The sequence below is a fragment of the Arthrobacter sp. BC5 genome (genome assembly GCF_056680255.1).
In genome coordinates this window covers 953466-967579 of sequence record NZ_CM155273.1, presented here as the reverse complement: position 1 = coordinate 967579, position 14114 = coordinate 953466, and the positions used below count along the sequence as shown (strand labels likewise).

The 14114-nt window shown below is 61.9% G+C and carries 14 protein-coding genes and 1 pseudogene; 7 read left to right on the top strand and 8 right to left on the bottom strand.

The window, feature by feature from the left end; translation table 11 throughout:
* The first annotated feature begins 22 nt into the window (after window positions 1-22).
* Together AC1MFI_RS04315 and AC1MFI_RS04310 are read left to right on the top strand one after the other, a co-directional pair.
* Complete coding sequence (locus AC1MFI_RS04315; protein WP_479819905.1) at window positions 23-817, top strand: carbon-nitrogen hydrolase family protein; 795 nt, start codon at window positions 23-25, stop codon at window positions 815-817.
* A gap of 97 nt (window positions 818-914) precedes the next feature.
* On the top strand, window positions 915-1292 hold the full coding sequence (locus tag AC1MFI_RS04310; protein ID WP_479819904.1) for a DUF6221 family protein: 378 nt from the start codon (window positions 915-917) through the stop codon (window positions 1290-1292).
* A 312-nt stretch (window positions 1293-1604) separates the two neighbouring features.
* Here AC1MFI_RS04310 and AC1MFI_RS04305 read toward each other — a convergent pair whose 3' ends face one another.
* Complete coding sequence (locus tag AC1MFI_RS04305) at window positions 1605-2045, bottom strand: hypothetical protein (RefSeq protein ID WP_479819903.1); 441 nt, start codon at window positions 2043-2045, stop codon at window positions 1605-1607.
* Between the two features lie 387 nt (window positions 2046-2432).
* On the opposite strand from AC1MFI_RS04305, the gene AC1MFI_RS04300 reads away from it, so the two are divergent.
* Window positions 2433-3029: a recombinase family protein gene (locus AC1MFI_RS04300; RefSeq protein ID WP_479819902.1), complete on the top strand. Its 597-nt coding sequence runs from the start codon at window positions 2433-2435 to the stop codon at window positions 3027-3029.
* A gap of 275 nt (window positions 3030-3304) precedes the next feature.
* Window positions 3305-4645: an NADP-specific glutamate dehydrogenase gene (gene gdhA, locus AC1MFI_RS04295; protein ID WP_479819901.1), complete on the top strand. Its 1341-nt coding sequence runs from the start codon at window positions 3305-3307 to the stop codon at window positions 4643-4645.
* A 253-nt stretch (window positions 4646-4898) separates the two neighbouring features.
* On the opposite strand, the gene AC1MFI_RS04290 is transcribed toward gdhA, so the two are convergent.
* The 4 genes from AC1MFI_RS04290 to AC1MFI_RS04275 all read right to left on the bottom strand — a co-directional run bounded on the left by AC1MFI_RS04290 (window position 4899) and on the right by AC1MFI_RS04275 (window position 7927).
* Window positions 4899-5375, bottom strand: coding sequence for a pullulanase X25 domain-containing protein (locus AC1MFI_RS04290; RefSeq protein WP_479819900.1), 477 nt, complete (start codon window positions 5373-5375; stop codon window positions 4899-4901).
* Between the two features lie 50 nt (window positions 5376-5425).
* The gene (locus AC1MFI_RS04285; RefSeq protein WP_479819899.1) at window positions 5426-5746 is read right to left on the bottom strand and encodes a hypothetical protein; all 321 of its coding nucleotides are present in this window, start codon (window positions 5744-5746) and stop codon (window positions 5426-5428) included.
* Window positions 5747-6130: 384 nt separating this feature from the next.
* A protein-coding gene (locus tag AC1MFI_RS04280) for an IS3 family transposase (RefSeq protein ID WP_479817562.1) occupies window positions 6131-7278 on the bottom strand; the annotation gives its coding sequence in 2 pieces (ribosomal slippage) (window positions 6131-7005 and window positions 7005-7278; 1149 coding nt in all).
* Between the two features lie 220 nt (window positions 7279-7498).
* Window positions 7499-7927 carry a CBS domain-containing protein gene (locus AC1MFI_RS04275; RefSeq protein WP_479819898.1) on the bottom strand — a complete coding sequence of 143 codons (429 nt, stop codon included), beginning with the start codon at window positions 7925-7927 and terminating at the stop codon, window positions 7499-7501.
* A 307-nt stretch (window positions 7928-8234) separates the two neighbouring features.
* Here AC1MFI_RS04275 and AC1MFI_RS04270 point away from each other — a divergent pair, with 307 nt between their 5' ends.
* The gene (locus AC1MFI_RS04270; RefSeq protein WP_479819897.1) at window positions 8235-8651 is read left to right on the top strand and encodes a hypothetical protein; all 417 of its coding nucleotides are present in this window, start codon (window positions 8235-8237) and stop codon (window positions 8649-8651) included.
* A gap of 310 nt (window positions 8652-8961) precedes the next feature.
* Here the strand turns inward: AC1MFI_RS04270 and AC1MFI_RS04265 are convergent, their stop codons facing one another.
* Window positions 8962-9708 (bottom strand): GAF and ANTAR domain-containing protein, encoded by a 747-nt coding sequence (locus AC1MFI_RS04265; protein ID WP_479819896.1) that lies wholly within the window; start codon window positions 9706-9708, stop codon window positions 8962-8964.
* 325 nt (window positions 9709-10033) lie between these two features.
* Here AC1MFI_RS04265 and AC1MFI_RS04260 point away from each other — a divergent pair, with 325 nt between their 5' ends.
* Window positions 10034-10786, top strand: a complete 753-nt coding sequence (locus AC1MFI_RS04260; protein ID WP_479819895.1) for an ANTAR domain-containing protein — start codon at window positions 10034-10036, stop codon at window positions 10784-10786.
* 354 nt (window positions 10787-11140) lie between these two features.
* Window positions 11141-11978: pseudogene (locus AC1MFI_RS04255) on the top strand (alpha/beta fold hydrolase).
* A 203-nt stretch (window positions 11979-12181) separates the two neighbouring features.
* Here the strand turns inward: AC1MFI_RS04255 and AC1MFI_RS04250 are convergent.
* The gene (locus AC1MFI_RS04250) at window positions 12182-12442 is read right to left on the bottom strand and encodes a hypothetical protein (protein WP_479819894.1); all 261 of its coding nucleotides are present in this window, start codon (window positions 12440-12442) and stop codon (window positions 12182-12184) included.
* A gap of 36 nt (window positions 12443-12478) precedes the next feature.
* Window positions 12479-13612, bottom strand: a complete 1134-nt coding sequence (locus AC1MFI_RS04245) for a glutathione-independent formaldehyde dehydrogenase (RefSeq protein WP_479819893.1) — start codon at window positions 13610-13612, stop codon at window positions 12479-12481.
* Between the last annotated feature and the right edge of the window lie 502 nt (window positions 13613-14114).

Genomic DNA, 14114 nt, shown 5'->3' with positions numbered 1-14114 from the left:
ATACAACGAAAAGGAGTGACCGATGCGCGTAGCCATTGCCCAGATGACGAGCGGTTCCGATCCGCATGAGAACCTGCGACAGGTCGAGGACCTCACACGCCGTGCAGCAGAAGCGAAGGCCGATTTGATCGTCTTTCCCGAAGCCACGATGTGCGCTTTCGGCAATGACCTCTCGGCCGTGGTCGAACCACTCGACGGTCCTTGGGCCTCCGCCGTCCGGGACCTCGCCATCGAGCTGGGTGTTGTCATCGTCGTCGGCATGTTCACACCGGGAAGCGAAGGACGCGTGCGCAACACTCTTCTCACCGTTGGGCCTGATGTCGACACGAGCTACGACAAAGTGCACCTCTTCGACGCCTTTGGATACCGGGAGTCGGACAGCGTCCAACCCGGCACGCGTCCTGTGACCTTCCCCGTAGAGGGGGTGACGGTGGGTCTGGCAACCTGCTACGACATCCGGTTCCCGGCTCTCTTTAGCGCCAACGCCAAGCAGGGTGCCCGTATCAACGTCGTCTGTGCCTCGTGGGGGGCGGGCGAAGGAAAGATCGACCAGTGGAGCCTGCTGGCCCGGGCGCGTGCCCTCGACAGCACCACCTTCATCATCGCCTGCGGACAGGCCGACCCCGCCGCCAGCGGACTGGGTGTCACAGGGACAGCACCCACCGGTATCGGGTACAGCACCGTCATCTCACCCCTGGGGAAGGTGCTTGAAGAGCTGGGCGCGGGACCGGCCCTCGTCTTCACTGACATCGACGCGACGGAGACCGATGACGCTCGTACAAAGCTTCCCGTCCTGGCCAATGCGCACGCCTTCTAGCGACGGCCAGGTCGTTGCCCGCTGATTAGCGCTTTGACGCGGAGACGGCACGGGATGCTGGCAGATTGCTTACAGCATCGGATCGTAGGCTCACTGAATGGACGAGCTCGCCGCCTTCATCCTCGCCCGCATCGCGGAGGACCACGACCTCGCTTATCAGGCATTCCACGACCCAGGAGCCGGCGGCATCCTCGGTGCCCATACCCGGAACTGCCACGCGGCCGACGCCGGCCGGTCCGTCGACGTCGCCGGCCACGAGCTGCTGCTGGATCCGCTGGCCTGTCACAACATGAACCAGAGCCCGGAGAGGGTCATCGCCGACTGCATTGCAAAACAGCGCCTGGTCGCGCATGTGCAGACTATGGACTGGAATTACGAACCGGCAGGGGAGCAGGACTACATGCGCACTATCCTCGAACTGCTCACTCTGCCCTGGCGTGAGCACGCCGACTACTTACGGCAGTGGGCTGCGTAAGTCTTACTAAACAAGGGGGTCTGCTGCACCGATAGGTGACATCTGATCTGGCTTGCCGGAAGGCAGGACTGGAAGGATGTTGCTGTGCCTAAGCCCTATCCTGAGGAATTCCGCGACGAGTCCAAGTTCGACCACGGCTCCGTAACCTGCACCCTGCCCTAGAAGCCCCTCCTAGAAAAACTCCTGGGAGGGATGATGCGGATGCCCTGGTGCGGCTGGGGACGCCGGGCATTACGCACGAACCTCACCGTTGAACAAGCTACTCAGCAGATTATTCGACCGAACTATCGGATTCGACTGCCAGGTAGGTCCCTACACGCACTCGAAGCTGCGTTGTTCGAATTGGAACTCGCCGGCGGCGTAGTGCACGTCGATGACTGCTGTGCAGGTACCCAGGTTCGGGTCGACGAGGGTCTCGGTCAATTGGTCGTAATAGACGGCGTTCTGATCGTCCTTTCTCAACAGGTGGGACCGCATGGAGCCTGTTGTCGAGTATGAATAGCCCTCATCGAACGTCGTCGTCGTGTCGTAGCGGGTGCTGCCGCGCATGACCACATGCCCTGAGGGGGTGTTGACTACCGTGATGGTGGAGTGGATCGTCCCACACACCTCGACGTAGCCGTAGTCCACGCACCCAAGCTGCTTGTACACAGAGGCGCCGGTTGAGGCTGCTGCCGATGCTGGAACCGCACCGGTGAAGGTCGCAGCACTGGCCATGGCCAGGGCTGAGGCTCGTTGCCACTTGTTCATCATGATCCTCGATTCACCGTTGAATCCGTTATGGATGACGGCACAGCCCGAGGTGAAGCACAGGGATGACTCGCGTGCCGGTGCTGGTCACACGACGGGAACTGCCACCGTCCCAATAGGATCAACGCACTCTTCCGTCATGTCAACGCACAGCAACAAGGCCGTTACCCTCCGCGAAGAGTGTCCCAGTTACTCCCGTAGCGGTCGATAAATGCTGCCATCGTCACTGCCGATCTCCATTCTCAGCAAAGAATCCTTTAACCAGACGGGCCAGCAAGGTCCGGACCGGTCGAGGCGTACTCAGCGTTGACGCTGACTTTTGTGAGTCGATCTCGTCTCAGCAATGTGTCTCAAGCCGGGTATTCTCATCAAAGGAGAACTAGGCCTTTGATGAGTGTGAGGAGCATGAGGATGGGAAGTGTCGGATATGCCAGGGTCAGTACCTTGGAGCAGAACGCGGATCTGCAGCATGCCGCACTCACCGCAGCGGGCTGTGATCGAATCTTCACCGACCACGGCGTGAGCGGGACTACGGCTAGTCGGCCGGAGCTCGACAAGTTGCTCGATCACCTGCGGAAGGGTGACGAGGTCGTGGTGTGGAAGCTGGACCGGCTGGGACGCAACACCCGCAACCTGCTGGCTCTTATCGATGACCTGGAGCGTAGGGGAGTGCACTTCCGGAGCGTCACCGAAGGAATCAGTACCACCGGGTCGATGGGCAGGGCGATGCTGACCGTCATGTCCGCTTTCGGGCAGCTCGAGCGCGACCAACTCGCCGAACGCACCAGGGCAGGCATGGCCGCGGCCGCCGAACACGGACGGAAGGCCGGTCGGCGGGAAGTGACTACCGATCATGCAAAGGTCAGACGCGCTCAGGAGTTGAAAGCCCAAGGGCTGGCACCGGCTGATATCGGGAAAATCATCGGTGCTAGCCGGGCGACGGTGTATCGCTATCTCAGTATGCCGGGAGTGACTGAGGCGTCCTGAGGCGACCAAGGCGCAGGCATCGGCCGCACCGCGGTCACAGGGAAACCGAAACATAGAAGAACAGAGATGCTGTAATCGTTTGCTCCGTGAACCGTGCGGGTCAGTCAGTAATTGCGCCGCCCTGGGGTAAACCTCTGTGGATTACCCTGAGCGGCCTCTAAGATGTAGGGGCACTCACGGCCTGCTGGCTTGCAGCCTCTCGTCCTGCGGACCGGGCAGGAAGGTGCTTGTCCTTAGTTCTGCAGAGGATTTCGTTTTCAAGATTGGGAAGTTTCATGGATTCAGCGTTGTCTATTGTTCGCGACCAGGTGTTCCGGCGTAATCCGGGTGAGACGGAGTTCCATCAGGCCGTCGTCGAAGTGTTCGACTCGCTGGGTCCGGTGTTGAAGAAACACCCCGAGTTCGTGGACGCGGCCGTCCTGGAGCGGCTGTGCGAACCCGAGCGGCAGACCATCTTCCGGGTTCCCTGGGTCGACGATGCCGGGACGGTGCAGATCAACCGGGGCTTCCGGGTGCAGTTCAATTCGGCGTTGGGGCCCTTCAAGGGCGGCCTGCGGTTCCACCCTTCGGTGTACCTGGGGATCGTGAAGTTCCTCGGCTTCGAACAGGTCTTCAAGAACGCGCTCACCGGGATGCCCATCGGTGGAGGCAAGGGCGGCTCGGACTTCGACCCCAAGGGCAGGTCGGACGCCGAGGTGATGCGGTTCTGCCAGTCCTTCATGACGGAGCTGTACCGGCACATCGGCGAGTACACCGATGTGCCGGCCGGGGACATCGGTGTCGGCGGCCGGGAGATCGGATACCTGTTTGGGCAGTACAAGAGGATCACGAACCGGTATGAATCAGGTGTGCTGACCGGTAAGGGGATCAGCTGGGGCGGGTCCCTGGTCCGCCCGGAAGCGACCGGGTACGGCGCGGTCCTGTTCGCCCAGGAGATGCTCCGGACCAAGGGGCTCGACTTCGAGGGACAGCGCGTCATCGTCTCCGGCGCGGGCAATGTCGCTGTCCACGCCATCGCCAAGGCACAGCACTTCGGTGCGACGGTGGTGGCCTGTTCCGACTCCACCGGCTACGTCGTAGACGAGGCCGGAATTGACGTAGGGCTGCTGCGCGAGGTGAAGGAGCATGAGCGCGGACGGATTTCCGAGTACGCCGACCGGCGGGGTTCGGGTGCCCATTTCGTGGCCGGTGGTTCGATCTGGGATGTAGGGGCAACGGTCGCACTGCCCTGCGCCACGCAGAACGAACTCGACGAAGCCGCTGCCGGGTCGCTCATCCGGTCTGGGGTGCTCGCAGTCGCGGAAGGGGCGAACATGCCCTGCACCCCTGAGGCGGTGGAGGTCTTCCAGCAGGGCGGTGTCCTCTTCGGACCGGGCAAAGCCGCCAACGCCGGCGGTGTCGCGACCTCGGCCCTGGAGATGCAGCAGAACGCCAGCCGTGATTCCTGGTCCTTCGAGCACACCGAACAGCGCCTCGCGGAGATCATGGTGGGTATCCACGACCGGTGTGCCGCGACGGCCGACGAGTACGGGGTGCCGGGCAATTATGTCGCCGGCGCGAACATCAGCGGATTCGTGAAGGTCGCGGACGCCATGCTCGCACTCGGAGTCGTCTAACCACACTGCCCTGAAAGTCGGGTATCCGAGCTGCCTCATCCGTCATCCTGACTCGAAAATCCAGAGAACAGGCACTTCTACAACGAAACACGGCGAGGCTACTTAGCAAGACAGAGTGAAGCCCTTGCTTCCCGGGAAGTGGTTGCGATGCTTGGCCTATTTGGGTGTCTTGTAAAGCTTTAGCTTTTCGAGACGCGCTTGAAGCGGTTTTGAGGTCGGCCACGATGCACGATCGGTCGAGGGTTACTTGGTGTTACTGGTCGATGGGTGCCAGTCGGGGCGTGGTGGGGCTATCGAGTTCTGTGGTTTCAATGATTTTGGTGTCGTAGTCGAAGCGGAAGGTGACTCTCTGAGCGATGGGTAGTTCGAGGCTGATATTCGGGCCGCTGCGCATCCCTCGCACCCCGTAGTTCTCCTCCCAGGACCCGTCGATGGTGACTTTGTAGTCGTACTGCCCCGCTGGTAGGTCGATGGTCAGCCACCAATACCCGTCAGCGGGGTGGTATTCCATGAGGTACTTCGGTTCGGCAGGGTTCCACTGCAGGTTGTCCGAATCGGGTGCGTTAGCTGGAGGCGATGCGGATGAGGTGCGGTGTGAGGGGAAGGTACCAGCGATGTTCACCGTGTGCGGTTGGGCGGCGGCGCGATCGAGAATGACCGACGGGTCTACCGGTGACGGTTGCGAAGCTGGTAGGGGATGGTTGGTGCGGGAAGTGTCAGGGGTGGTCATCAAGTCCTTTTGTCGGTGTGGTGCTGGAGCCCTGGTCAGTGCGTGGCTGGTCAGAGTGCTTTGGACATAAGGGCTGCTGCTGTGCGCATTCCTTCAACGGTGAGGCTGTGTTGCGTCGCGTTGAGGTGCAGGAGCCCTAGAGCGCTAAGGGTTTGCACAAGATCCTCCTGGCGGTGCTGTCCGTGAACAGGGAGTACCTTCCCTGTCGAGATGCTGTTGCCCTCAAAATTTTTGGAGGTGGTGTTGGGCGGTAAGCGCATCATCTGCGCTGCGAGGTTGATGACGAGCTGTGCGCATTCACCTGACACCTGCGTAGGGCTTAGGCGGTAGGTTCTCGCCGACGTCGCCGACGTCTTCTGCAACTCGGTCATCGCTTACCTCCCTTTCTGTGGCTGGCCTGGTCAGCTGAGTTGGGGGTGATGAGGCCAGCAGGGCTGTTCGGTGAGTAACTTGTCCAGCGCCAGGTGCACGAGTGGATGCGGACTGGGTGGTGCGTCCCGGTGTCACCGGTGCCGGTGCGATTGCTACTTACACGCGATCTTCTGCCCCTGTGGCTGCTTCTTGTCGGGAGCAGTGAGCGCAGCAGTAGATGCTCTGACCCGCTTCGATGCCGTGCCCGAGGATCCGGCACCCGCAGTGCTCACACACTGGTGCCACAGCTTGGACCGCGCACTCGAAACTATCAAAGGTCCAAGTCTTCGAACCCCGGGTGACCATGAACGTCTTTGATTGGGTCCCCGTTGGCAGTCCAGTGGCTATGCGATAGCTCGTTGGTTGTCTGCGGTCCAGCGTTTCCAGTATGTCGAGGGTGTCATTCCGTCGAGGGATCCGTGGGGCCGTTCATGATTGTAAATGTCCTTCCATTCCTGGGCGAGGTAGCTGGCTTCGGCCATGGTGTCGATGATTTCTCCGGTGAGTTGTTCCCGTCTGAATTGGGCGTTGAAGGACTCCGCGAACCCGTTCTGCCAGGGTGATCCGGGGTCGATGAACGCGGTGCCCACCCCGGCCGTGTTGCACCAGGCGGTCAGGGCGGCGGCCGTGAATTCGGGTCCGTTGTCCGAGCGCACGTAGGTCGGGGTGATCCCGGTTTCGGCGATGACGTCCTCCAACACGGCGACGACGTCCGTGGCGGTGAAGGACCGGCGCGGGATGATCGCCAAGGCGGTGCGGGTGTATTCGTCGATGACGTTGAAGAACCGGATATGCCGGCCGCAGGAGGTCACGTCGGACTGGAAGTCGAAGCTGACCACATGCATCGGGTACTGAGCTGTGAGGCGTTTGTGTTCCCCGGCGCCGGGCCCTGTCCTGCGTTTCTTCCTCGCCTTGGGCTTGCAGGTCAGCCCCTCGAGGCGCCAGAGTCGGCGGATCCGCTTGGTGTTCAACACCGCCCCGTCCCAGCGTGGCTGGGTGAGCAGGTGCCACCGGGCTTTCCGCCACCCCCACGCCGGATGCTTCACCGCGACCGACCGCAGATCGGCGCGTAACTGGGCTTCCTCGAAGCTGGTCTCCGGGCGGCCCTTGCGCAGCGCGGACCTGTTCTGGCCCAGCACCCTACAGGCGAAGCGTTCGGACGCCCCGAACTTCTCCTGCGCCATGCGCACGGCACGGCGTCGGGGTTCGGGGCTCAGAATTTTCCCTTCGCCACCTCGCTGAGGATGTCGTTGGCGAGGATCTGGTCGGCCAGCAACTTCTTCAGCCGTGCGTTCTCCTTCTCCAACTCCCTGGTCCGCTTCGAGGTCTCGGCGTTCTTCTCGGACCCGTACTGGTTCAGCCACCGGTACCAGGTCGCCTCGGTGACCTGGAGTTCCTTGATGACCTCGACCATCGGCCGGCCGTCATTGAGCATCTTCTGGCCTTGCCGGACCTTCGCGATGACCTGCTCCGGGGTGTGTCTGCGTGCCATGATTCGTGAATCTCCTCCTGCACCCATTATCGGATGCGAAACTCACACAACCACTGGACTCCTACCCGGGGACCCAACCATCTTGTCGTAGTCATTGCCGCAGGTGTCACAGACGGCCATCACATTCCTTTCTCCTGCGCAGACCTCCTGCGCGGTCCTTCTGCGTCATCCACCCCTTCTTCCGGGGATATTGATGTTTGTGCGGGTGCAGGTGCGGGTTCTAGTAGGAGATGAACTCAACCAGTTCCCCGACTCGCTCGTCCGGGAAGTTCCGGGCGATGTCGGCTTGGGTGAGGATGCCGACGAGGTCGTGTCCGTCAATGACCGGAAGCCGTCGTACCTGATGTTCCTGCATGGTCATGATGGCCACGTCGATCTCGTCATCGGCTCCGATGGTCACAGGTTTGCCCTGCCCAAGATCAGCGGCAGTCACCGTTTTCGGGTCACCACCGTCGGCAATGCACCTGACGACGATGTCGCGGTCTGTGATCATTCCCTTGAGGCGCTGGTCCTCACCGCAGATGGGTAGGGACCCGACGTTAAGATCCTTCATCTTTCGGGCTGCCTGTTCCAGGGTTTCCCGTTCCCCGACGCATTCCACGCCGCCGGTCATGATGTCTCTGGCACGAACTGGCATTTCGTCCTCCATATGGTGTTCACGTGATATCGCAGCCTCTGGCCACACTTTGCGGGTGTGACAGGACGGGCCGACATTGCGGGCGAGGTTCCTCGATCGCGAACGTAAGCCTGCATCCCATGGTTGTCTCGACCAGTGCGAGAAGTAAGCCCCTTGTTCCTCTTGTTTTCCTGTTGCACCTCGTAGTGAGCGTCGTGGAACCCGCTGCGACTGACGACCGGAGGATCCATGACGAGACATTCCGCCCGGTCCTGGGGCAGGCTGCAACAGCAAAGCATCAGGAGTAAATGGTTGCGCGGCGGCAGGAGCCCAAGGAACGATGAGCAGCTCAAAAGAAAAGCAGGAGAAAGGCACGAATATGGCGTCGAAATATGATTCCCAGGGTTGGCCCTTCTCTGATGAGGCAGCAGCCCGGGACGCGGGGATCATCCCGCCGGACCCAACCTCTAATCAGGAGCCCGGCATCGATTCGATCGCACCCCCACCGGAAGATTTTGTTTCGGCGATCAAGACCACCGTCGACCAGGACGGTGCTACACAGGACGCTGCTGATGGGGACGCAACTGATCAGGACGGGGGTGACAGCACGGAAATCCACCCCAGCGACCGAGCTACTCGGCCAGATGCTGACCACCCCATCGATAGTGGTGCTTATCCGTCCCAGCCGCACACGGCACGAGCATCGGACGAGCCGGATCGGACGGGGTACCAGAACGACGCGGACCCACCACGCTGACCGCAGGAACGGATATTACAGTCTCGGACCGTTTTGGGGCGCCGGCTACACCTACCCTCCCTTCCCTCACTACTGACGGCATCGCAGGTCTATAGGCCCGGATCAGGTCTGCGCCCTCCATGAGAGAACGCAAGGTGCGGGAGGAAGCAGACGAATATTCGCATAAGCAACGTCACTCCTGAATCTCTGACTCCGAAGACATCGTGGGCCTCTCCTTCAAGTTCAGCAGCGGGGTTGAAGGATGAAGTCGAGGGGGAGATCCGTGGCACGTCGAGGCTGTTGCTCCGCAGGCTTCTGTCGGGCCGCTGACCTATTGGCGGCTTCGGGACGGTTCACCGGCGGTAAGCTCTCCGCTGCTGGCGAGGTGACGGACGACGTCGATGAGTTTGGTGTTGGTGTTCGAGCTGACGGTGGAGATGCGGGTGAAGGCCTGCTGAGCGGAGATTTTGTGCCGTTCCATCAGAATGCCCTTGGCCTGACCGATGAGATCCCGGCTCACGAGAGCCGAGTTCAGTTGCTCAATCTGTCGTGCGTCAGAGAACGCGACCGCCGCGTGGGAGGCTACGAGCAGGCCGATCTGTTCGCTGTCCTCATCGAACACGTTGACGTCGCTGCCATACACGTTCAGGGCGCCGAGGTTGTCGTCTTCGACGAAGAGTTGAAAGGACAGCATGCTGCGGGCGCCCAGGTCCCAGGCCCGCTCGGCGAACTTCGGCCACCGGGACTCTTTGCTCATGTCCGGCACCCGGACGAGGGTCTCCCGGAAGGCTGCATCGATGCACGGCCCTTGTCGTGTTTCGGTCTGCACGGCATCCACATCGCGGGGAAGATCGCTGGAGGCTGCATGCGCTTCCACGGTGCGGCGCGCCATGACGAGGCTGATTGATGCTTCAGCGGCGTGAGGTATCAGCCGAATGGCTGCTTGCACGATGTCATCGAGGATGTGCTCGGTGTCCGACTCTCCCTGAAGATCACGGGCAAGATCACTGAGTTCCTGGGCGATGGCACCTGCTACATCCACCGCATCGGAGCTGCCAAGCGTCGATTCACTGCTCATCACGTGTACCTGAATCCTCTTTGACGTTCGACGGGTGAAGAACCAAACAGGCTTCCAGCCGATCCGCGCTCAACGCTCAGCCTACCGGGTGCACTCCGGGTACCTGGGCTGCGGCAACCACATCCCACGACAGTGGCTGCGCTCCGCTTCGCTGATCATGGGCGCCATACAACCTGTGAGGTGTTCAGGGGTTGAGCGGGGAACCAGCAGGTAGCTAGGTTATCAAGGTATTCGGGCGGGGTGACTGTACTGTAGAGGTCGTTCAGCAGCGGGCGCCTCCACAAGCTTTTGTGGTGTGCTGTCAACCCCAGAAAGCGATACCCGTATGCACGCCCCGCTGACGCCCTCGACCCTTGCCGGCCTTCCGCCGTTCTCCAACGTCCTCCAGGACATCGTCCTGGACAGTGACGACATCAACGCGTTCCTGACCGGTCTCGCCCAGGAAGCAGCACGCCTCTTCTCAGTACCTGGCAATGAGGTACTAGCGGCGGTGACGCTCCTGCGGCCCAGAACCAAAGCGACCGTGGGAAGTAGCAGTGACCGTGCCCGGTTGATGGACGAAGTGCAGTACCGGTTCGACGACGGGCCGTGCCTGCGAGCAGCCCGCAAGAACACGGTGTACGTCGTCACCGACTTTCATGCTGAGACGCGTTTCGGTCAGTACAGCGCCGCGGTCCGTGATCATGGGCTCCGCTCAGCTGTCGCGACACCGATCCCGCTGGACGGAGGAGCTGCCGCGGCCCTGGACCTGTACTCGACTCATGTGGCGGCCTTCGATGACGAAGCAGTCAATGCCGCTGGGGACATGGCGCGCGAAGCATCCAAGTCCCTGCGCATGGCGGTTCGTATCGCCCACCTGTCAGAGGCGAACCGGCACCTCCACACGGCCATGGAATCACGGACCGCGATCCAGGTAGCCGCTGGCATCATCATGGCCCAAAATAGGTGTACCCACGACACGGCCATGACTATCCTCAAAGCGGCCTCCAGTGCCCGGAACCTGAAACTGCGCGACGTCGCAGAAGTCGTCATGCTTAACATCGGCCAGACAGAACCGGACACACACTTCGACCGATAACCACCAGGCGCCCTCAACAACTGCAAACCTTTCGCTACCACTGCCCCACGAACTCAGGGCACCAGTGCATCAGGCGTCGTCGAGTCATATAGCTACGGCATACCGCATAGCCACTACCGGACCTACTGAGAGGCAGCAAGCGGCCTAAGAAGCGCCGCCATCGACTTGTTGACGGCAAGCTGAGGAGTGGCGCAATTGATATACAGCACAGGCGCCCGCCACCGTGGTTCAGCATGAACAGCCCTCTGGCAACCGCACTCATTCAAAGGACAGCATGCTGACGAATATCTAGGGTAGTAACGCGCGGCCATTGCGCATCACCGACAGCACAAAGCATCAGAAGGAGATATCCCTATGACGGAAATCGTCGCTCATCACGGTTTGTTCAAGAACACCAACCTCCACGTCGACGACACCGGTGGAACCGGGCGTCCCGTGGTTCTAATCCACGGATGGCCGCTGTCCGGGGAGGCCTTCAAGAACCAGGTCCCTGCACTGCAGGCTGCCGGGTACCGGGTGATCACTTATGACCGGCGTGGGTTCGGCCGCAGTGACAAGCCGATGACCGGGTACACGTACGACACGCTGACCGAGGATCTTCAGGCCCTGCTCGAGGAGCTCGACCTGCGGGATGTGACCCTGGTCGGGTTCTCCATGGGTGGGGGGAGAAGTGGCCCGCTACTTCTCCAAGTACGGCCCGGAACGCATCCGCAGCGTCGTCTTCGCCTCCGCCGTCCCGCCATTCATGATGCAGGGTGAAGACAACCCGGACGGACCCCTCACCAAGGAAGCCGCCGCCGGCATGACCGCGGATCTGACGAAGGATCAGGAGTCGTTCTACGACGGGTTCACCACCGACTTCTTCTCCGCCAACGGGGAGCTGAAGGTCACCGAGGCCCAGCGTCAGACCGCCCTGGACCTGTGCCGGCAGGCCGACAAGAAGGCAGCCCTGGCATGCATGAAAGCCTTCGGGACAACGGACTTCCGCGATGATCTGCTCAAAGTCACGGTTCCGGCCCTGGTTCTGCACGGCGACGCGGATGCGACCGTGCCGTTCGAAGGTTCCGGGCAGCGCACCCACGCAACCCTGCTGGGCAGCGACCTCCACGTCATCAAAAATGGCCCGCACGGCTGCAACGTCAGCCACCCGGACGAATGGAACCAGGCCCTGATCACCTTCCTCGCCAAATAAGCCCTACCATCTAGCGCGACCGGCCTGAGCGACCGTGCGACGAGAGGTCCTTGCGCACGGCCGCCCGGTAAGGGGCGTCTGACGGCCCCACCTCATCACGAGGACAGGACTCTTCGAGGACCGATCCCGGATCCTCGTCCCGTCGAGCGGTCCCCCTGCCTCTCTCCGTTTTTCCCCGTGGGCCCGTCGTCCTGGCTCGCGTCCTACCCTGCGGCGCTACCCGGGCTGCCGTATCCCCTTCTCGAGGAGGCGTCAGGCTCATCGGCGGGCTCGTCCGAGGAGCCGGTGACGATCTCGTCCATGTCGGATCCGGCGGCTGCCGCATGGGTGGAAGGATCCGGCGGGATCAGCCCCGCGTCACGGGCTGCCTCCTCGTCGGAGAAGGCCCAGCCCGCCGATCCGCCTCCGCCTGGACCAGCACCAGAGTCAGCGGCGTCACCGCCGTTTGAGGGAATGCTGTTCATGGTCGTTTTTCCTCTCACTCGGTGCAGGTGGATGTGTCAGGGGTGGAGGAGGACTTTCGTCCAGCCGTTTTCGCGCTTGTCGAACCGTGAGTAGGCGTCCACGGCGTCGTCGAGGGAGAGTTCGTGGGAGACGATCCAGGACGGGTTCGCCCGTCCGCGGATGATCAGGTCCCGCAGTTCCCGGTTGTACTTCTTCACCGGGCATTGGCCGCCGGCGATGCTGATGCCCTTGGTGAACGCTTCGCCGTAGTTGAAACCGATCCGCCCCTGCTGGGCGTCCTCGTTCGCGGCTTTCGGGTCCTCGGGGACGTAGACACCCACGACGCCGATGTGCCCGGTGGCTCGGACGACCTTGACGAGGTTGTCGAGGACCATTTCGGGGTGTTCCTCGCCGTGGTGGTCGTGGGCCTGGAACCCGACAGCTTCGACACCACAGTCGGCACCGAATCCGTCGGTGCCGTCCATGATCGCCTCTGCAGGGTCGGTGTTAGCGAAGTTGATGGCGGTTGCACCGATCTGCTCGGCCAGGGCGAGCCGGTCCGGTTCCTTGTCGACGACGAAGACCTGGGACGCTCCGCGCAGGAACGCGCTGTGGGCGGCCATGAGGCCGACCGGCCCGGCGCCGAACACGGCCACGGACTTCCCCGGGGTGACCATCGCCATTTCGGTGGCGTGGTATCCGGTGGGGAAGATGTCCGAGAGCATCGTGAAGTCGTTCTCGTTCTCCGTGCCCTCCGGCAGTTTGAGGAGGTTGAAGTCGGCCCAGGGCACACGGAGCAGTTCGGCCTGGCCGCCCCAGTACGGGCCCATCATCGGGTACCCGTATCCGGCGCCGGGCTGCCCGGACGGGTTCGCGCGCAAGCAGGCCGAGGTGTATCCGTTGTTGCAGTTGCGGCAGGTTCCGCAGGCGAGGTTGAAGGGGACGGACACGCGGTCGCCGACGCTGATCCGGTCGACGCCGGCGCCGACGGCTTCCACGACGCCCATGTTCTCGTGCCCGAGGACCATGCCGGCGTCGAGTTCGCTGCGGCCCTCATACGGGTGCAGGTCGGACCCGCAGATGTTCGCTGTCGTGATCCGGATGATCGCGTCCAGGGGGCCCTGGATGGTCGGGTCGTCGACGGTTTCGACGGATAGTTCGTACGGTGCTTTGAAAACTACTGCCTTCATAGGAGTACTCCCTTTACTGGAGATCGGCTTGAACAGCGGCCTGAAGATACGCCCCGATCGCTTGGGTGTCGGAGCGGGCCCTCATTTGCAGGGCCGACTGTGCTTCCTGTCCTGCTCTACCGCTTCGTTGCTGTGTTGGCTGACCCGACGCGACGTACCACCCCTAATTCTCAGAGAAGCAGTACGCCGCGGCGGCCCTGCTCACCAACCAGCCGCTTCTTGACCGTATAGTAAGCCTACTGATGAGTCAATCCCGTGAGGGTGTCAGAGGTCAACGAAAAGGTGCCCTTTGCTGTGCCTTGATCTTCGTTTCAACTGCCTGCGCGGCAAGGAAGGTTGGCGTGCCGAAGGAGGTCTAACAGGTTCGCGCTGATGAGGAGTGAGCATATTGGCATGCCGAATCTCGCCTAGCAGGTGCTCTGGGCCTGTAGCGTCGGGTGATCCGTCGGCGTCCAGTTGACGGTATGAGGACTCTCGTACGCCGGGGTGACCAGGGAAAGTA